Source organism: Aeromonas dhakensis, assembly GCF_000820305.1.
GTDB classification, from domain to species: domain Bacteria; phylum Pseudomonadota; class Gammaproteobacteria; order Enterobacterales; family Aeromonadaceae; genus Aeromonas; species Aeromonas dhakensis.
The window spans coordinates 247,928-266,080 of sequence record NZ_CDBH01000045.1; the positions used below are offsets into that span (position 1 = coordinate 247,928).

The 18,153-nt window shown below is 58.8% G+C and carries 17 protein-coding genes; 9 read left to right on the forward strand and 8 right to left on the reverse strand.

Going from position 1 to position 18,153, the window contains the following annotated elements; all coding sequences use genetic code 11:
• Nucleotides 1-59: 59 nt before the first annotated feature.
• Nucleotides 60-1,019, reverse strand: coding sequence for a hypothetical protein (locus tag BN1143_RS12515; protein ID WP_042050854.1), 960 nt, complete (start codon nt 1,017-1,019; stop codon nt 60-62).
• Nucleotides 1,020-1,197: 178 nt separating this feature from the next.
• Here BN1143_RS12515 and thiI point away from each other — a divergent pair, with 178 nt between their 5' ends.
• Nucleotides 1,198-2,646 (forward strand): tRNA uracil 4-sulfurtransferase ThiI, encoded by a 1,449-nt coding sequence (gene thiI / locus BN1143_RS12520; RefSeq protein WP_005299656.1) that lies wholly within the window; start codon nt 1,198-1,200, stop codon nt 2,644-2,646.
• A 73-nt stretch (nt 2,647-2,719) separates the two neighbouring features.
• Here thiI and BN1143_RS12525 read toward each other — a convergent pair whose 3' ends face one another.
• Entirely contained in the window at nt 2,720-3,076 is a 357-nt protein-coding gene (locus BN1143_RS12525; RefSeq protein ID WP_010634335.1) for a hypothetical protein, read from the reverse strand.
• Between the two features lie 136 nt (nt 3,077-3,212).
• Complete coding sequence (locus BN1143_RS12530; protein ID WP_017779902.1) at nt 3,213-3,845, reverse strand: trimeric intracellular cation channel family protein; 633 nt, start codon at nt 3,843-3,845, stop codon at nt 3,213-3,215.
• A gap of 415 nt (nt 3,846-4,260) precedes the next feature.
• Between BN1143_RS12530 and flaA the strand changes: the two genes are divergently transcribed.
• From flaA to BN1143_RS12565, 7 genes are all read left to right on the forward strand, one after another.
• Complete coding sequence (gene flaA, locus BN1143_RS12535; protein WP_017784486.1) at nt 4,261-5,172, forward strand: flagellin A; 912 nt, start codon at nt 4,261-4,263, stop codon at nt 5,170-5,172.
• A 579-nt stretch (nt 5,173-5,751) separates the two neighbouring features.
• Nucleotides 5,752-6,657, forward strand: a complete 906-nt coding sequence (gene flaB / locus BN1143_RS12540) for a flagellin B (protein ID WP_017786669.1) — start codon at nt 5,752-5,754, stop codon at nt 6,655-6,657.
• A gap of 38 nt (nt 6,658-6,695) precedes the next feature.
• A complete protein-coding gene (locus BN1143_RS12545) occupies nt 6,696-7,139 on the forward strand; it encodes a flagellar protein FlaG (RefSeq protein ID WP_042050857.1) in 444 nt (147 codons plus the stop codon).
• A gap of 27 nt (nt 7,140-7,166) precedes the next feature.
• Nucleotides 7,167-8,576, forward strand: a complete 1,410-nt coding sequence (fliD, locus tag BN1143_RS12550; RefSeq protein WP_042050859.1) for a flagellar filament capping protein FliD — start codon at nt 7,167-7,169, stop codon at nt 8,574-8,576.
• A gap of 25 nt (nt 8,577-8,601) precedes the next feature.
• Nucleotides 8,602-9,024 (forward strand): flagellar export chaperone FliS, encoded by a 423-nt coding sequence (gene fliS, locus BN1143_RS12555; protein WP_010634331.1) that lies wholly within the window; start codon nt 8,602-8,604, stop codon nt 9,022-9,024.
• Nucleotides 9,021-9,320, forward strand: coding sequence for a hypothetical protein (locus tag BN1143_RS12560; protein WP_010634330.1), 300 nt, complete (start codon nt 9,021-9,023; stop codon nt 9,318-9,320). Before fliS ends, BN1143_RS12560 begins: the two co-directional genes overlap by 4 nt.
• Before the next feature lie 7 nt (nt 9,321-9,327).
• The gene (locus BN1143_RS12565) at nt 9,328-11,415 is read left to right on the forward strand and encodes a motility associated factor glycosyltransferase family protein (protein WP_042050861.1); all 2,088 of its coding nucleotides are present in this window, start codon (nt 9,328-9,330) and stop codon (nt 11,413-11,415) included.
• Nucleotides 11,416-11,502: 87 nt separating this feature from the next.
• Here the strand turns inward: BN1143_RS12565 and BN1143_RS12570 are convergent, their stop codons facing one another.
• From BN1143_RS12570 to BN1143_RS12590, 5 genes are all read right to left on the reverse strand, one after another.
• Nucleotides 11,503-12,324: a cobalamin-binding protein gene (locus BN1143_RS12570; RefSeq protein WP_042050863.1), complete on the reverse strand. Its 822-nt coding sequence runs from the start codon at nt 12,322-12,324 to the stop codon at nt 11,503-11,505.
• Nucleotides 12,317-13,267 (reverse strand): cobalamin biosynthesis protein, encoded by a 951-nt coding sequence (locus BN1143_RS12575; RefSeq protein WP_042050864.1) that lies wholly within the window; start codon nt 13,265-13,267, stop codon nt 12,317-12,319. Before BN1143_RS12575 ends, BN1143_RS12570 begins: the two co-directional genes overlap by 8 nt.
• Nucleotides 13,264-13,956: a 5'-methylthioadenosine/S-adenosylhomocysteine nucleosidase gene (gene mtnN, locus BN1143_RS12580; RefSeq protein WP_042050866.1), complete on the reverse strand. Its 693-nt coding sequence runs from the start codon at nt 13,954-13,956 to the stop codon at nt 13,264-13,266. Before mtnN ends, BN1143_RS12575 begins: the two co-directional genes overlap by 4 nt.
• A 107-nt stretch (nt 13,957-14,063) precedes the next feature.
• Complete coding sequence (locus BN1143_RS12585) at nt 14,064-14,822, reverse strand: substrate-binding periplasmic protein (RefSeq protein ID WP_042050868.1); 759 nt, start codon at nt 14,820-14,822, stop codon at nt 14,064-14,066.
• A gap of 94 nt (nt 14,823-14,916) precedes the next feature.
• The gene (locus BN1143_RS12590; RefSeq protein ID WP_042050990.1) at nt 14,917-15,849 is read right to left on the reverse strand and encodes a ZIP family metal transporter; all 933 of its coding nucleotides are present in this window, start codon (nt 15,847-15,849) and stop codon (nt 14,917-14,919) included.
• A gap of 377 nt (nt 15,850-16,226) precedes the next feature.
• Between BN1143_RS12590 and BN1143_RS12595 the strand changes: the two genes are divergently transcribed.
• Nucleotides 16,227-17,858: a methyl-accepting chemotaxis protein gene (locus BN1143_RS12595; protein WP_042050869.1), complete on the forward strand. Its 1,632-nt coding sequence runs from the start codon at nt 16,227-16,229 to the stop codon at nt 17,856-17,858.
• Nucleotides 17,859-18,153: the final 295 nt, after the last annotated feature.

The window sequence follows — 18,153 nt, forward strand, 5'->3', positions numbered from 1 at the left end:
CGGGGGATGACTCCGATGTCGTCAGCGGATTGTCGATTTCCCAGCAGGGCGTCGCGGAGTCAGGGCTTGACCTGACCCAGCCGGGTGAAGAAGTGTTGACTCTTGCGCTGGTGGAAGTGGCTCTTCTTGATGGAGTGAAACACCAGCTTGCTGTCTGGATGGCTCGCCTTGAGGCGATGGATCATCGCCATGGCCGGTAAGCCAGTACTGACGAGCGTGGTGAGCGGCAGACTCTGGGTCTGCGGCCCCAGCAACTGGTTGAGCCCCTGCTGCGCCTGCTCGAAGCGGGTCAGCACGGCGGGCTCGGCGTAGCCGCTGCCCAGCATGGCGAGCAGGGCATCGAGCGCCTGATTAAACTCGGCCAGCTGCTGGCGAAAGCCGCTGCGACTGCGCAGGGAGATCAGCTCTGCAAACGGGATGTCGGCCAAGTGAGTGGGCACTTGCAGCGGGATCTCCAGATGGAAGCAATCCTGGCCACCGCGGTTGTGATAGCGGGATTCGAGCAGGTGGAGCAGCCGGTCCAGATAGTCGTGATCGGTGATGAGGGCCCCCTCATTGGCGAGTGCCCACTCGCGGGCGAGCCGCATGGAGAGCAGATTGGCAAAGCGGCGCGCCATCCTGAACCCGCCCTCCTCCCGGCTGGCAAAACCGTGAGTCAGGCAAAAGCCGTGCAGCCGCTCCAGCCCCGCCTGGGCCGGGCAGAAACAGTCGTGGTTGGCCGGCGTGCGCCAGCGCCCGATCAGCTCCTTGTTGCCAAACACCTTGTGACGCACGAAGTCGGGGGCGATAAGGCCGGCAATCTGACTCTCTATCTGGGGGGTGATGGCGGCAAAGAAGGCGGCATCCGGCCGCTCGGCCAGCAGATCCGTCTCCTGCTCGAGGGTTTGCAGCAGGGCGGTGAGGCCGCTCTTCTCACTGACGGTGAAGACGAAGGCGAGCCGCTCCAGATAGAGCAGGGCAAACTTGAGCCACAGCTCGTCGCGCACTTCCATGCCGGGGTAGTAGATGTAGGTCTTCATCGAATGGGTCTGTGGTCAGGAATGTTGCCAGGGCGCAGGTTCGGGAATATACGCAAGATTGCCTCGCTGCGGCAAACATTGCGTGGGGGAATGTGAGCAAACGCTCATCTAGTAGGCGCTGGCCACAAAGTTCTGATATAATTCGCGCCCTTAAATCAAGGTCACCCGAGTCATTACCATGAAGTTCATTATCAAGCTGTTCCCGGAAATCACCATCAAGAGCAAGTCGGTTCGCCAGCGCTTTATCAAGATCCTGCAGGGCAATATCCGCAATGTCCTGCGCCGCTTCGACGACGATGCCCGGGTACGGATGGATTGGGACAAGCTGATTGTGAGCTCCCGCAATGACCAGTTCCGTGAACAGGCCATCGAAGCCCTGGCCTGCATTCCCGGCATTCAGGCCTTCCTCGAGGTGCAAGCCAGCAAGTTTACCGACCTGCACGACATCTTCGAGCAGGTGAAAGCCGTGTGGGGTGACCAGCTCGAGGGCAAGACCTTCTGCGTGCGTGCCAAGCGCCACGGCAAGCACGAGTTCTCCTCCCTCGAAGTGGAGCGCTACGTGGGTGGTGGCCTGAACCAGCACTGCGTGAGCAACGGCGTGCGCCTCAAGAACCCGGATGTGAAGATCAACCTCGAGATCGACGGCGAAGAGCTCTTCATTGTCAGCGCCATCCACCAGGGCCTGAGCGGCATGCCCATCGCCACCCAGGAAGATGTGCTGAGCCTCATCTCCGGTGGTTTTGACTCGGGTGTGGCCTCCTTCCAGTTCATCAAGCGCGGCTGCCGGGTGCACTACTGCTTCTTCAATCTGGGTGGTGCCGCTCACGAGATCGGCGTCAAGCAGGTAGCCTATCACCTGTGGAACCGCTTCGGCTCTTCCCACCGGGTGCGTTTCACCGCAGTGGACTTCGAGCCTGTGGTTGCCGAGATCCTCGAGAAGATCGACAACGGCCAGATGGGCGTGGTGCTCAAGCGGATGATGATGCGCGCCGCCGCCAAGGTGGCCGACGAGTTCCAGATCCCGGCGCTGGTGACCGGTGAGTGCGTGGGTCAGGTCTCCAGCCAGACCCTCACCAACCTGAACGTCATCGACCGGGTGACCGACAAGGTGATCCTGCGCCCGCTCATCACCTGGGACAAACCGGACATCATCAGCGAAGCGCGCCGCATCGGTACCCTGGAGTTCGCCGAGACCATGCCGGAGTATTGCGGCGTCATCTCCAAGAAGCCGACCGTGAAGGCCGATCTGGCCCGCATTGAAGAGGAAGAGGGCAACTTCGACTTCGCCATTCTGGACAAGGTGGTGGCCGAGGCCCGTTACCTCGACATTCGTCGCATCGGTGAAGAGACCGCAGCCGAAGTGCAGGAAGTGGAGACCACCGCAGAGAGCGGTGACAACGAGGTGATCCTCGATATCCGCTCCATGGATGAGCACGACGAGAAGCCGTTGCTGGTGGAAGGGCGTGAGGTCATGCATATTCCCTTCTTCAAACTGGCCACCGCCTTTGGTGACCTGCCCAAGGAGAAGACCTACCTGCTCTACTGCGATCGCGGCGTGATGAGCAAGCTGCAGGCGCTCTACCTGAAAGAGAAGGGCTTTGCCAACGTCAAGGTGTACCGTCCATAAGGTGACGTTCACGCATGCATAAAAAAATCCGGCCAATGTGCCGGATTTTTTTATTTCACTTGCAGGTTGAGGCTCAAGGGCAGGGGACCGGGGTAAAGGTGGACTGCCCCTGGCAGCGCCATCCCATTTCCGCCTGGCGCATCTGCCACAGGTTGTTGCTGCGAAACAGGGTCAGGATGTAGATCATGTCGCTCTTGGTGCCATCGAGGGCGACCGAGAGCACCAGATCGTTGTCCAGCTGCTGCGCCTGGATGCGACTGGGTATGTCGCTGTGGCCGACGAAACGCAGGGCCACTTCACGATAGTCATTGACCCAGCTCTGCTGGGCGGTGCTTGCCTGACGGATCTGCTGGTTGAACTGCTGCACCGGGGTGGACGCGAGCCGACCAAACAGTACCTGGGCTTCAGCCTGCGCCGTTGCCACATTCATCAGTAACAGTGATGCGATGAGTCCAAGTTTTTGCATGAGGGATTCCGGCTTACAACACTGCATCCTATGACAACAGAAAAGCCTGCTTGGTTCAACGCAACCGGGCCGGGAGTGCGACCTGACGCCGGTTGTGAGGTCAATTGCGCTGCAGCGAGAAGGTAGGCAGTGACAGATGCCAGTAGATGGCGGCCACCCGTAAACCAAACACCGCCGTCATGCAGATGAGCATGGCGGTCACCCGATCCACGTCTATCTCAAGCGCCAGGGTATAGAGGATCCCCCCCAGGATGCAGGCGGTGGCATAGATCTCCTTTTGCAGCACCATGGGCACCTCCCGGGCCAGCACGTCCCTGATCATGCCGCCGGCAACCCCTGTCATGGTGCCCATCAATACGGCGATCAGTCCCGATGTACCAAAGTTGAGGGCTTTTTGTGCTCCGATCACGGTAAAGAGCGCCAACCCGAAGGCGTCGGCGACCGGCAACACGTACCAGGGCATGCGACGGGGCAGCTTGACCATCCACATGCCGATCAGCGCCGTGGCGATCACCACCCAGATGTAGAGAGGGTCCCGTACCCAGAAGACTGGGGTAGCCCCCAGGATCATGTCGCGGATGGTGCCGCCGCCGATGGCGGTGACCGCCGCCAACACCATGACGCCAAAACCGTCCATCCTGAGACGGCCCGCCACCAGTACGCCCGAAAACGCGAATACCGCAGTACCAAACATGTCGCTGATGTAAACAATCTGCTCAACCAGTGTCTGCATGGAGAACAACTCACGTCCAATTGTTGATGGGGCCGCGATTTTAGGGGGGATTGCGGTGTCTGACCAATGGCTGCCTGCAAGAAGTGGGAGCCAGACCAAGTTTTTCTCGGCTGCGCTGGCGCCAGCCAGCGCGATGCATCTGAGCGGCGTCATGTCGCAGGGGAGGTGGACATAGACCTGCGCCCGGCCCGTTGTCGCAAGCCTGATGAATTCAATGAGCAAAACAGGGCACTTTTTTCCTCAAGTTCAGCCGGAACATGCCGATATATAGGGTAAGCGGCGTTAATGCGATGAAGCGTTGAAAATAATGCTAAAGACATCGAAAAAGAGGCCGTTAAATAAGAAGCATCGAACAGGAAAGACAATAAAGTTCGAGCAAATTAAATAGTAAATTTAATAGCTTAGGAGAATAGTCATGGGTCTTTATATCAATACGAACGTTTCATCGCTTAACGCCCAGCGTAACCTGATGAACACCAACAAATCTCTGGATACATCCTACACCCGTCTGGCATCTGGTCTGCGCATCAACAGCGCCAAAGACGATGCCGCCGGCCTGCAGATTTCCAACCGTTTGACCTCCCAGATCAATGGTCTGGATCAGGGCAACCGCAACGCCAACGACGGTATCTCCGTCGCCCAGACCGCCGAAGGCGCCATGGATGAAATCACCTCCATGCTGCAACGGATGCGTACCCTGGCCCAGCAGTCTGCCAACGGCTCCAACAACACGGATGACCGTACCGCGTTGCAGCAAGAGTACACTCAGCTGATGACAGAAATCGACCGGGTAGCCAAAGACACTACCTTCGGTGGCCAGAATCTGCTCAAGGGCGGTTATGTGGGCTCCTTCCAGGTCGGTGCCGATGCCGGTCAGACCATCACGTTCCGGATGACCACTGCCTTCAGCATCTCTGGCATGGCGTCTGCAACCAGCGGCAGTGCGACAGTAGCGACCACGACCACTGGCGAGCCTTATACCATCACTAGGACGGCAGGTACCCCGGTCACGTCTACCAGCATGTCGACCATTACGGCGGCAAGCTCTGCCCAGTCGGCCATGGCCAACCTGGATTACATGATTAAAGTGGTGGATAGCAAGCGTGCCGAACTGGGTGCGGTGCAGAACCGGTTCGATTCGACCATTCGCAACCAGGCGAACGTCTCTGAAAACGTCAGTGCCGCCCGTTCACGGATCCGCGACGCAGACTTCGCGACCGAGACCGCCAACCTGACCAAGCAGAACATTCTGCAACAGGCAGCCTCGACCATACTGTCTCAGGCAAACCAGCGTCCGCAGTCAGCACTCTCCCTGCTGCAGGGCTGATAAAAGAAAACAGGGCGGTTGTTCAGGCCGCCCTGGTCAAGAGATGGAACAAAGGGGTGTTCGGTTCGCACTCTGTTCTATCGGGAGAGAATCTATTCTCTACTAGTAAAGCCAAGTGTTGTACAGCTGTTCAGTTCTGTCACGCTTGGTCATATTCTCCTGAGCGTATGCTCGTTTTAGGCCGGATCTTCCGGCCTCTTTTTATTGTGCCGTCAAATTGACGCCACTCCCCCATATCAAAGCACAAACTGTGCCAACCCTCAGAGTTCATCTCTGTCACGCCGGCTTTAGGCCCTGCTCCCGATAACGGGAGACTGCTCACCGTCATTTTGCCGCTTGCCGGATAAAACTTGCCGCCTTCGGCAATTATTTTCCTAAAGCTTGTCGCTGCGCTGCCGTTAAATAAAGTGAAGCAATCGAGGGGTGTTCGGAATCCAACGTTTGCACTACTGCGGGTGACCTGTCCGTTCAAACAGACACCCGCCAGAAGAATCAGGCTCGTTCAACCTGTTCTTCTAACGGTGGGACGCCGCTTTGGCGGTGCAACCCGCAGTCGCATGTTCTTCGGGAGAATATTTTATGGCCATGTACATCAACACGAATACTTCATCACTGAACGCCCAGCGTAACCTGATGAACACCAACAAGTCCCTGGATACGTCCTATACCAGACTGGCTTCCGGTCTGCGTATCAACACCGCCAAGGACGATGCTGCCGGTTTGCAGATCTCCAACCGTTTGACCTCCCAGATCAACGGCCTGGATCAAGGTAACCGCAACGCCAACGACGGTATCTCCGTCGCGCAAACGGCTGAAGGGGCCATGGATGAAGTGACCAGCATGCTGCAACGCATGCGCACGCTGGCACAGCAATCCGCCAACGGCTCCAACAACACCGATGACCGTACTGCACTGCAGCAAGAATTTGACCAGCTGACCACCGAGATCAACCGGATCTCCAACGACACCACCTTTGGTGGCCAAAAACTGCTGGATGGGAACTACAAAGGTTCATTCCAGGTAGGGGCTGACGCCGGTCAGACCATCACCTTCAAGATGACCTCTGCGTTCACCATCAGCGGGATTGCGGCGTCAACCAAGGGCAGCGCGACCGTTGCGACCAGCGCCACTGGCGAACCTTATACCGTGACCAAGGGCACGAGCGCCGTGACTTCTACCAGCGTCAGCAGCATTAGCGCTGCCAGCTCGGCACAACTGGCCATGGCCAACCTTGATTTCATGATCAAGGCGGTTGACAGCAAGCGGGCGGAGCTGGGTGCGGTACAGAACCGGTTTGACTCCACTATCCGCAACCAGTCCAACGTCTCTGAAAACCTGAGCGCCGCACGTTCTCGTATCCGTGACGCAGACTTTGCGACCGAGACAGCCAACCTGACCAAGCAGAACATTCTGCAACAGGCAGCGTCCAGCATCCTGGCGCAAGCCAACCAAAGACCGCAATCTGCTCTGTCCCTGCTGGGCTAACAGAACAGCAGTGATGAGATAGGAAAAGGAGCGACGATATGGCCAATGAAATTGGGATCCCGTCATCGGTCACTCCTTCTTCTCTTCAGTCAAGTAGCAAGAGCGGCCAATCGGCCGCTCAAGTGCTATCTGGCACGACGGAAGAGCAGCGGGTGACGGCACAACAGGATGTGAAAAAACAGCAGGATGCTCTGACTGGTGAAAAAAACGCCAAACAGGACGTGTCCAATGCCGATATTGAAAATGAGGTGCAAAACTTGCAAGAGTTCAGCAAGTTGCAAGGCTGGACTGTCAATTTCAGTGTTGAGAAGGATCTGGATCAGGTGGTCATCAAGGTGGTGGATGCCGAGACCAAGTCAATGATCCGGCAGATACCGAGCGAGGAGCTGCTGGCCATCAGCAAGCGGATCAAGGATCTGCGTGAGGGCGATGTATCCGGCGGCGGCTCGCGGGTCGGGTTGCTGCTCGATAACGAGATCTGATACGAAAAAATTAAGAGGAGAGAGAGTATGCCCACCATTACGTCTGCCGGTGCCGGCTCCGGACTCGATTTGGAGTCAGTGATTGCTGCCAGTGTCGATGCCAAAAAGGCACAACTGATGCAGCCCATCACCACCAAGAAGACCAACACTCAAATCACTCTCTCCGGTGTGGGGCAGCTGAAGTCTGCCATCGCCTCGTTCGTGACCACTCTGCAAGCCATGGCGAAGGATGATGCGTTCAACAAGCGCTCCATCAACATTACCCAGGACAAGGACAAACCCGTGCTCAAGGTGGAGAGCAAGGCGGGGGCCTCCAACGGTCAATATGACATCAGCGTCGAACAATTGGCGAAGTCCAGTAAATTTGACGGCACCTTCGACTCGTCGACGACCCCCCTCATCACTCAGGACGGGAAACTGACGTTCAAGGCTGGCGACAAGACCTTCGATGTGGATGTCAAAGCGGGTGACTCGCTGCAGTCCATTCGCAAACGGATCAACAATGACGCCGACAACTTCGGTCTGAGCGTCAACATCATGAATACCTCAGATGGCAAATCCAAGCTGATGATCGACTCAGGGGTTAGCGGCGACGGCAAGGATCTGCAGATCACCGGCAGCACCACTGAGTTGACCGACAACCTGGTGTCCAAGTTGACCAAGAGCCAGAGCGCTCAGGATGCCAAGATAAAGGTAGATGGCAACTCGCTGACCAGTGCGACCAATACCTTCGATGGCACCATAGTCGGGCTCAAACTGACCGTGCTCAGAGAGTCGGATAGCACGACCACCACCGATACCAACGGCAATCCGGTCAAGACCTACAGCTCGAACAAGGTCGATGTGACCACCGACAAGGCCGGCATCAAGGACATGGTCAAGAGCTTTGTCGACGGTTACAACTCGCTGGTGAAGAAGAGCAATGATCTTGGCAAGCGCAACTCGATCGTGGCAGGGAAAAGCCAGAATGATGGCGGTGCATTGGCAGGTGATGCGACGACGCGTGCCGTGGTCAACATGATGAACGGCCTCATCACCGAACCCTCCAAAAAATCGTCTACCTATTCAACGATTTTCCAGATGGGTATCAAGATGGACAACAAGGGGGTATTGTCCATCGACGATACCAAGTTCAGCGAGGCCATCGACAAGAACTTTGATCAGGTGGTTGCGGTGTTTGGCGGCAAGGATGGGGTCGCAGGCAAGCTGGCCAGCCAGCTGGAAACCTACTCCAAGACCGGCGGCCTGCTGGCCAAGCGGGAAGATTCGCTCAATTCCGATCTGCGCGAAGTAAGCCGCAAGGAGTCGGATGTTACCGCCCAGCTGACCAAGTATCAGGAGACCTTGCGGGCCCGTTATGGCAGCCTGGACAGCATGCTGGCCAAGATGAACAAGTCGGCCTCTTATCTGAATCTGCTCAATACCAAAACGAATTAATACGTAGTCAGGAGCCGTGCCTCTTATGTATCGGAAAAATATCAAGGCTTACACCACCCAGAATCTGCAGTCCGAGCTGGCGGTGGCGGATCCCTACCGGGTGATCCAGCTGTTGATGCAAGGTTGCCTCGAGCGTCTTGCCCAAGCCCGTGGTGCCATCGAACGTCGTGATTTCGAAGCCAAGTCCCAGTCCATCTCCAAAACCATGGCCATTATCAACGGCTTGCAGGACTCGCTGGACCTCTCCTATGGCAAGGTGCCGGAAGATCTGTTTGCGCTCTACGACTACATGAAGGTGCGCATGATGGATGCCAGTCGTGATATGGACATGGCCGCCATCGACGAGGTGATGAACCTGATGCTGACAGTCAAGAGTGGCTGGGATGCGATTCCGGTCGAAGAGCGCGACAAGGCCATTGCCCAGCAAAAAGCAGGTCGTGCGGAATGAATGATGCCAAGCTGTCCGGCTTGATGAACCACGGCAGCCGCTTGCGGTTGCTGTTGGAGCAAAATGAGCTGGCGGCAGCGGAAGTGCAAATGGAGCACTATCTCGCTGCCCTGAACGAGGTTTTCGAGCATATCCCCGCTGACAGTCATCTTAATGCAGAGCAGCAGCAAGCCCTGTCTCAGTTTCACATGATCCATGCGCTGATAACGAATGCGAGACACCTGGCAGAGGATGAATTGCGCCAATTTTCCAAGGCCGGTCGTGTGGCGGGCCTTTACAAGATGAATGCGGGTTGAGTACCGAATGGATTTTAACAAGAACATCAAAGATGCCGAGCATGAGCTCTCCCGTCTAGCCAGGCAGAAAGAGCAGGAAGCCGCCATGCTGGAGGTGCTGCCCGTTCGCCATGAACTCAATATGGCTGCCTTTGAAAAATATATGCCCGGAATACATGCATTTTTCAAAGAGTATCAGCCAGTCAGACCCTTCCGATTTTTCTGCAACGAGAACGGCGTTCCAAATGTTCTTTGGCTGGACGATGACGTCTCCCTCTATGGCGATGATCCCTTTGCCGAAGCACAGGCCCAGATTGCCGAGGTGATCGAACATAGCGTATTGCAATGTATCGACTTCGTGCCTCAGTGGTATCTGGAAGGCCAGATCCATATCGCCTACAACAATGCCATCTCCGAGCTCAAGGAAAATGTGTCGCTGGAAGGTCTGCCGCTTCGCAAGGCGCTGGATGCCGACATTCCCTTGTCCTTCATGTACGGGATCGGACTGGGTTATCAGCTGGGCTACCTGTATGAGCGGTGCCGGGTTCGGAATCTGTTTGCCTTCGAGCCCGACCTCGATATGTTCTATGCCTCGCTCTATTGCTTCGATTGGCACAAGTTGCTCGAATACATGGATCAGGAGTCGCTGAGTCTGCACCTGTTCATCGGTGTCGATGAACAGCTGCTGGTCGCCGACATGATGGAGGCGCTGCATCGCAAAGGGGCATTCTGGTCGGCGAGCTATTTCTCGTTTTGTCATTACCACTCACCCAAACTGCATGCTCTGATCGACAAGGCAGAGGGCGAGTTGTATCTGCTCAAGACGGGCTGGGGCTTTTTCGATGACAATATTTATGCGCTGGCCCACAGTCACACCCATCTGCAGGATGGCACGCCTTTCCTGAAGCGAGAGCGGGATACCTCGCTGGTCGAGCAGGTACCGGTATTCGTGGTCGGCAATGGTCCGTCGCTGGATCAGAGCATCGACTTCATCCGGCAGCATCAACGGCAAGCCATCATCATTGCCTGTGGCACGGCCGTCAGTGCGCTGCACAAGGCGGGCATCAAGCCGGACATCTATGTGGCGGTGGAGCGCACCAAGAGCTCGGCGGATTTCCTGCGCATCCTCAATGCGGACGACTTTCTCAAAGATGCGGTCTTCCTCAGCGTCGACGTGATCCACCCCGAGTGCAAGACCTTCTTCCGCAAGACGGGGCTGACCTTCAAGCCCAACGAGCCCATGTTTGCCATGCTGGTCAGCCGGTTTGGTCAGGCTTTCGAGTATGACTCCATTGAATTCTCCAACCCCTTCGTTGGCAACACCGGCCTCAATTATGCGGCGTTGCTCGGGTTCAAACAGGTATACCTGTTCGGAATCGACAATGGTTACAAATACGCAGACAAGCATCACTCAACTCTGAGTCTCTATTACAACGAGAAGAAAGAAGCCAAGTACAACGAGAATCTGAAAGATACTTTCCCGGCACCGGGCAATTTTGGCGGGGAAGTGCGGATCAATCATCTATTTGGCCTGGCGATCCATAACATGACGCGCGTGCTGACAAGCCATCCGGATATGCGCTGTCTGAATTGCAGTGATGGGTCCTACATTGAAGGCGCCATCCCTCAACGGGTCGATGCCCTGCAAGTCTGCAACCCGGAGCTGGACAAGATCGCCTTGCTTGATGAGCTGATGGCGCGCAGCTTCCAGCCGTTCGACATGGCCAGCGTGGATTTTACTGCCGCGCTCAATGTGACGTTGTTTGACGATCTGCTGGAGAAGTTGCGTACCGACTGGCGGAAGGTCAAATACGAACACAATGACATACTGGCCATGATGCAGCGTCACCACGACTATCTGCTCTATTTGCTGATGAGCCGTGATTGCCATCTCTACCGTGTCTTGATCGGCTCGATGAACTATTTCTACGCCAACATCATCGGCTTGATGATGACCCTGATTGACGCAGCGCCTGACAAGTTCGAAGCCAAGGTGAAAGAGGCCGAGGCGATACTCGAGCGGTTCTTCGACGATGCGAAGCCGATTTATGCCGATGCCTTCCAGCGACACGATTCCATCTACTTCGCCGGACTGGATATCTTCAAGCAGAAGTAACGGCTATACCTCATCACATGTTTGCTGAATAAAAAACACCGGCCAACGCCGGTGTTTTTTTATTGTACAAGTGACCCGCTGCGGGCTTTAAAAGCTTGGTGACTGTACACCTGCGATGGCCCGGCATATCTGCTCCACCGCATTGAGTGCTCTTGGGGTGAAACGGTGCAGTTCGTCCGAATTGATGAGGCGCAGGCGCTGATGGCGGACGGCATCCACCATGGGCCACTGTTGCCAGTGGCGCAGGGCGTCAGCGTCTTGACTCCCTGCCAGGAGCAGCGCCGGATTGGTCTTGATGACCTGCTCCAGGCTGACCTGTGGATAGGGCGTGCGGGCCGCTGCCATCACGTTTTCCCCACCGCACAACTCGATGGCCTGGGCGGGCCAGGCATTGCCGCTGACGCTGGTCAGCGGTGGATACCAGAGCTGATAGAACACCTTGATATGCTTGGGCTTGCCATAGCGCTGGCCAAGGGCGGCCAGGCGGTCGAGATAGGCATCGGCCTCGGCATTGGCGGTTTTTTCCACCCCCAATGTTTTACCCAAAGCCCGCATTTCGGTGGCAAGCGAGGCAAAGTCGGTCGGTTCTGAATAGAACACCGGGATCCCCAGCTGCTCGATGGGGACCAGCATGCGAGACTGGGCGGAGCGCCAGGCGACGATCAGGTCGGGCTTCTGGGCCAGCAGGGCTTCCAGATTGATGCTGCGGTAGTTGGCCACCTGGGGCAGGCGTTTGACCTCGGGCGGATAATCGGAGGCATCGTCGGTAGCCACGATGCGATCGCCGGCGCCGATGGCAAACAGCAATTCGGTCAGGTGGGGGGTGAGGCTGACGATGCGTGTCGGCGTCCCGGCCAGCAGGGCTGGCGACATGCACAACAGGCAGAGCAGGGTGAGACATCTAGCCATGCAGGTGCTCCAGCACAGTGAGCAGCAATGCCAGCGCCAGCCAGCCCCAACCGGCTTGTTGCAGGCGGTTGAGCAGGTGCAGGGCCGTACCGGCATCCGGCTCGGCGGCGGCGTCAAACACGGGAAAACGGAACAAGCTGCCCTGATAGTAACGGGGGCCACCGAGCTTGCAGCCCAGCGAGCCGGAGAGCAGCGCCAGCAGTATTCCCATGGCGGGGTAGGGCCAGAGCATGGCTGTACGCAACCGGCTGGCCAGCTTGCGCAGCTGGGTCAGGCACAAGGGCAGCGCCAGCAACAAGATGGCAGGGGTACACAGGGCCTGGTAGAGCACGGCGGCGGCCCGGCCAAAGTGGGCAAAGGCTGGCAGTTTCGGGCTCCAGCCCTGGTTCATCAGCTGGGCGAGGCGCCACATCAGGGCCCCCTGTACACCCGCCAGGGCGAACCCCAGCAGAGGGCCGGCCCACTGTCCTATCAGGCGCAGGGCGCAGCTTTCGCTGACCGCCTTGGCAAGCCCCATCAGGGAGAGTTTACCTGTATCTCGTCTGAGCCAGGGGGCCGCCTGCAACCGGGCCACCACCAGGGTATCCTGGTCTGTCAGCGCGCGAGTGGCGCGGGCCAGCTCCCGCAGCGGACGCGATTCCAGCATCAGCAGCAGAAACAGCAGATCGAACAGCGGCTCCGAGAGCGAGAGATTGCGCACCGCCCAGAGTCCGGCGGCGCAAGGCAGCCAGACAATCAGCATGGCCAGCAGACCGGCCTGCAATTGCTGACCGGGGGCGCCATCGGGGCGACACACCTTGTGACCCAGCCGGGTCAGCAGTGGCACAACGGCGGAGAGCCGATAGTGGGCCGGCCAGGGCACGATGGCCTCCAGCAGGGCGGCCCCGAGCAAGATGGCCGCCGGAGTGGCGGCCATCTGTTCCAGTGTGGTGAGTGGGATCACAGCTTGCCGAGCATCTTGATGATCACTTCGGCAGAGTGCTTGCCGGCCACCTCGATGAAGGCATCGAAGGATTCAACCTGTTCCTTGCCGGCGATGTCGGACATGGCACGCACCACCAGATAGGGCACCTTGAACATGTGGCACACCTGGCCGATGGCTGCCCCTTCCATCTCGACCGCCAGCATCTGCGGGAAATCGGCGCGGGCCTTGGCGATGGCGTCCGGCTTGCACATGAACTGATCGCCGGTGCAGATGAGGCCGACTTTGGTCTGATGCTTGCCCTGCTCGGCGATGCAAGTCTGGGCGACGGCGATGAGCCGCTCGTCGCAGGGGAAGGCGGCAGGCTGCTGCGCCATCTGGCCCATCTCGTAGCCAAAGGCGGTCACGTCTACATCGTGGAAGCGCATCTCGCTGGCGATCACCACGTCACCGATATGCAGGTCCTGGGCAAAGCCGCCGGCAGAGCCGGTGTTGATGACGCAGTCGGGGGCGAATTTTTCCAGCAGCAGGCTGGTGGCAACGCTGGCGGCAACTTTACCGATGCCGGAGCGGGTAAGGATCACCTCCTTGCCTGCCAGGGTGCCCTGATAGAACTCGCAGCCGCCCAGTTGCAGGGTGGTCGGGTTGCTCATCTGGCTGCGCAGCAGGGCCACTTCCTGTTCCATGGCGCCGATAATACCTACTTTCATCACTCACCTCGTCTTGATGGCCAGTTGGCCGAATAAGTTGTTGTGGATCATAACAAAAGTTGGCGATGGCGCCGAGCATTCCGATGCTGGCGGGTGGGAATGTCCACTCAAGGGTAGCGCTCGGCCAATCTGGCCAGCTCGCCGCGGTCCGCCAACCGTTGCAGGGTGTTGGTAAACAGGGCCAGCCGGGCAGGGGAGGTGCGCTGGTAAAACAGAATGTAGAAGGGGATGGTCTCCATGGCGACGGGGAGGATGCGGATCTGGTCGCTCAGGTGATGGCGCAGCAGATCGGCTTCGATACCGGGTGAGCGGTAGTAGACGAAGCGTCCGCGCTTCATCAGCAGCTTGTCGTAGTTGGCGGCGCTGCTGCTCCCGCCGCTGTCGATGATGAGCCCCTGTATGGCCTGCAGCCGTTCGATGGCGCCACTGCCGTGATTGACGAGGATGATCCCCGCATTACCCAGGGCCCTGACGTCGTCCCAGTGGTGGATATCGACCGGGTCGTCGCTGCGCACCGCCAGGTGGTAGCGTACGGTGAAGATGGGGGGCTGCAGATAGAGGAAGTGGTTGCGGCGGACCGGGTTGTCGCCCACGCCGCAGAGGAAGTCGAGCTGGCCGAAGCGCACCCGTTTTTCCAGCCGCTTGAGGGGGATAAAGTGCTGATCCCCCTCGATGCGCAGGGCAGGCTCCTGTTGCTCCATCAATCGAAACAGTTCGACGCAGAGCCCCCCGATGCGGCCATCCGCCATCTGGGTGTATTTGGGAGCGGACTCGGGCTGCGCCGCCGTGCGATAGATTTCGGTGGCGTTGACGGCCCGCTGAGTGACTGCCAGCAGACAACCCAGCACCATCACCCGGAATGTCATGTCATGCTGGCCCTCGATGTGTGGGAAAATGCGACGTTGCCTGCGGATGTCGCGGCGCTAGTGCTGAAACATTACGCCATATATCAGAACCTTATCAACCAAGTGCCGTATCCAGGGTCATCATCAGCGCAAACCCGGCCATCAGGCCCAGGGTGGCGTGAGTCTGGTGGCCGTTGCGGTGCGTTTCCGGGATCACCTCGTGGGAGACCACGAACAGCATCGCGCCGGCGGCCAGCCCGAGGCCGATGGGATAGGCGATGGCCATCCCGCTGGAGAGGCCGACGCCGAGCAGGGCCCCGAGCGGTTCGAGCAGGCCGCTGCCGATGGCGACCAGCACGGCCATGCCGGGGCGAAAACCGGCCGCGCACATGGCGAGTGCCACCGCCAGCCCTTCCGGAATGTCCTGCAACGCGATGGCGGTGGTGAGCGGCAGGCCCACCGACATGTCTCCCTGCGAGAAGCTCACCCCGATGGCCATTCCCTCCGGCAGGTTGTGCAGGGCGATGGCAAACACGAACAGCCAGACCCGGGAGCAGCTCTCGTGACCGGGGCCGCAGGGGCCGGTCTTGTCGTGTTCATGGGGGGTGAATTGATCGAGCCCCAACATCAGGAGTACCCCGAGGGTCATGCCTGTCACCACCACGGCGGCGGCGAGAAAGCCGTTGCCAGTGATCCCCTCTGCCGCCTCGAGCCCCGGCAGCAGCAGGGAGAAGGCGCTGGCTGCCAGCATCATGCCGGCGGCAAAGCCCAGCATGCTGTCTTCTACCCGTTGCGGAACCGAGCGCAGAAAAAGGGCGGGCAGGGCGCCAAGTGAGGTGGCGGCAAAGCCGGCCAGGCCGCCGATAAGGCCATAGCGGACGCCAGGGCTGATGTCGCCGGCGGCCAGCATCACCAGGCTTTGCAGCAGCAACAGCACGACGGCCGCCAGAGCAACGAACAGGCCGATGGCGATCACCGGGCGTGCCCGCAGCTGCTCGCGCAGCTGGGCTGACCAAGAGGAAAGGGGCAGGGCTGACGCGTTATCCATGAAGATCACCTCTCTTGCTTGACGGCAGGAATGGCGCGGCGCCATCCGGGGACTCTTGCATTACAGCGAGCCGGGCCTCACTTGTCCATGCCGGGGCATCGATTGCATTCATCGGCTAACTATTTGAAATGATTTGGTCGTCTTGAATAGTTTGTGACGAAGATCCGGTTGTATGGAAAAACAACTTGCTTTGTTGCGGCGAAAGCTGGTGAAGGAGTAGGCAGGTTTGTGGTAAAGTGCCGCCCTCGCGAAACCCACCCTTCCCTTGGTCTTTCGCAACGTCCCATCTCCCGTCAGGAAAGCCCGGGTTACCAGTTCATACGGATGTGATCGCCACTGTGCACCTGCTTGTCAGCAGTCGAGGATCACCAGCCACCATGTTTTACAAAAATCTGTCTATCGGCAAAAAGATTGCCGTGGTCTTTGCGGTCATTGCCGCCGTCAACGTGATATTCGGTATTTTTCTCTCCAGCGAACTGCGCGGCGTGCGCGATCGCGTGTTGAATTTTACCGATTCCACCCTGCCGAGCGTGCTCTCGGTCGAGAACCTGCTCTACGACGTGTCCTACGTGCGCCGCGCCCAGTTTGCCCTGCTGATGGTGGATGACGCCACCGATCTGCAGGCGCGTCGCGGCCGGATCCAGGCCAGTGTCCAGAAAGTCGAGCAGGCCTTCCGGGGCTATGAGGCCACGGTCGGTGCCGCCCATGAGCGTCAGGTGTTCAACGGCGCCAAGCAGGCGTGGCAACGCTACCTGAACTCGGTCAATCTGGTGGATCAACTGCTGGCACAGGGCCAGCTGGAGCAGGCCAAGGTGCAGCTGTTCCAGTCCAACCCCATTTATGGCGAGCTGGAGCAGGCGGTCAACGGCCTGGTGGAAGTGAACCTCGGTTTCGTCAAAGAGAACCGCGGCAGCCTGCTTGACAGCGTCAACATGGTGACCAGTTTTGCCATGGTGAGCATCGGCAGCCTGCTGCTGTTCATGGTGGCCATGACCTGGTTCCTGACCCGCCAGATCTGCCTGCCGCTGCAGGCCGTGGTGGCCCAGGCCAACGCCATCGCCGCCGGCGATCTGACCCATCAGCTGGATCGCCAGCACATCGGTCGTGACGAGCTGGGCATGCTGGCCAAGGCGTCTCTCAAGATGCAGGACAACCTGCGCGGTCTGATTGAAGAGGTTGTGGCGGCCGTGACCCAGCTGGGCGCCGCCATCGAAGAGGTGAGCGCCGTCTCCGAGCAGTCGGCACAGGGGATCCAGAGCCAGCAGCAGGAGATATCGCTGGTTGCCACCGCCATGGCCCAGATGAAGGCCACCGTGGCCGATGTGGCAGGCAACACCGAGACGGCGTCTGAATCGGCCAGCTCCGCCAATGCCCTAGCACGCCGCGGTAATCAGGATGTGCAGAGCTCGCTGATGGCCATCACCCGGGTTGCCGAGGAGATCGAGCAGGCCGGTACCCTGGTCACCGAACTGGAGCGTGAATCCGCCCAGATCAACGTGGTAGTGGACGTGATCCGCGGCATCGCCGATCAGACCAACCTGCTGGCGCTCAACGCCGCCATCGAGGCGGCTCGAGCCGGCGAGCAGGGTCGTGGCTTTGCGGTGGTGGCCGACGAGGTGCGTACCCTGGCGGGTCGCACCCAGGCGTCCACCGGCGAGATCGTCGCCATCATCGAAACCCTGCAGGCCCGTTCCAACCAGGCCAAAGAGGTGACCGGCCAGAGCTGCGAGATGATCCGCCAGTGCGTGGAGCAAAGCGAGCAGACCAGCGACGGCATCCAGCAAATCGAGGAGGCGGTCGCCCAGATCGCCGACATGGCCATTCAGATCGCCAGTGCCTGCGGCGAGCAGGACGCGGTCTCCGATGAGCTGGGTCGCAACGTGGAGCGGATCAACGAATCCTCCAACGAGGTCGCTGTTGGGGCCGATCATACCGCCCGTGCCTGCCTGGAGCTGAGCCAGCTGGCTGCCGGTCTGCGTCAGACCATAGGCCGCTTCCGCCTGGCGTAATAGCTGTATCGGCACCAGACAGGGTGCCGTGTCATGGCCTGTTGCTGCAGGCAAACAGTCAACCCGGCTTCGGCCGGGTTGACTGTTTTTGTTGGTCCGTCATTTCAAGGCATGAGCACAGGGATGGTTCACGACTCTTGGCCTGCTGCTGGGATCGGGGATTGACGCCGCACAAGGCGACAGTGACGTTCAGCGAGCTCGCCAGTCGGGACAGCGCTGGCCATGAGGGGCAGAGGAGCGATGGCAATGCGCATTGGCAGGGATTTGCTTGTCAGCGTCGATGGGCTGATGGTCA

Coding starts and splice junctions, on each gene's coding strand:
- BN1143_RS12515 (WP_042050854.1), bottom strand. CDS start 1,019: ATGAAGACCTACATCTACTACCCCGGCATGGAAGTGCGCGACGAGCTG.
- thiI (WP_005299656.1), top strand. CDS start 1,198: ATGAAGTTCATTATCAAGCTGTTCCCGGAAATCACCATCAAGAGCAAG.
- BN1143_RS12525 (WP_010634335.1), bottom strand. CDS start 3,076: ATGAATGTGGCAACGGCGCAGGCTGAAGCCCAGGTACTGTTTGGTCGG.
- BN1143_RS12530 (WP_017779902.1), bottom strand. CDS start 3,845: ATGCAGACACTGGTTGAGCAGATTGTTTACATCAGCGACATGTTTGGT.
- flaA (WP_017784486.1), top strand. CDS start 4,261: ATGGGTCTTTATATCAATACGAACGTTTCATCGCTTAACGCCCAGCGT.
- flaB (WP_017786669.1), top strand. CDS start 5,752: ATGGCCATGTACATCAACACGAATACTTCATCACTGAACGCCCAGCGT.
- BN1143_RS12545 (WP_042050857.1), top strand. CDS start 6,696: ATGGCCAATGAAATTGGGATCCCGTCATCGGTCACTCCTTCTTCTCTT.
- fliD (WP_042050859.1), top strand. CDS start 7,167: ATGCCCACCATTACGTCTGCCGGTGCCGGCTCCGGACTCGATTTGGAG.
- fliS (WP_010634331.1), top strand. CDS start 8,602: ATGTATCGGAAAAATATCAAGGCTTACACCACCCAGAATCTGCAGTCC.
- BN1143_RS12560 (WP_010634330.1), top strand. CDS start 9,021: ATGAATGATGCCAAGCTGTCCGGCTTGATGAACCACGGCAGCCGCTTG.
- BN1143_RS12565 (WP_042050861.1), top strand. CDS start 9,328: ATGGATTTTAACAAGAACATCAAAGATGCCGAGCATGAGCTCTCCCGT.
- BN1143_RS12570 (WP_042050863.1), bottom strand. CDS start 12,324: ATGGCTAGATGTCTCACCCTGCTCTGCCTGTTGTGCATGTCGCCAGCC.
- mtnN (WP_042050866.1), bottom strand. CDS start 13,956: ATGAAAGTAGGTATTATCGGCGCCATGGAACAGGAAGTGGCCCTGCTG.
- BN1143_RS12585 (WP_042050868.1), bottom strand. CDS start 14,822: ATGACATTCCGGGTGATGGTGCTGGGTTGTCTGCTGGCAGTCACTCAG.
- BN1143_RS12590 (WP_042050990.1), bottom strand. CDS start 15,849: ATGGATAACGCGTCAGCCCTGCCCCTTTCCTCTTGGTCAGCCCAGCTG.
- BN1143_RS12595 (WP_042050869.1), top strand. CDS start 16,227: ATGTTTTACAAAAATCTGTCTATCGGCAAAAAGATTGCCGTGGTCTTT.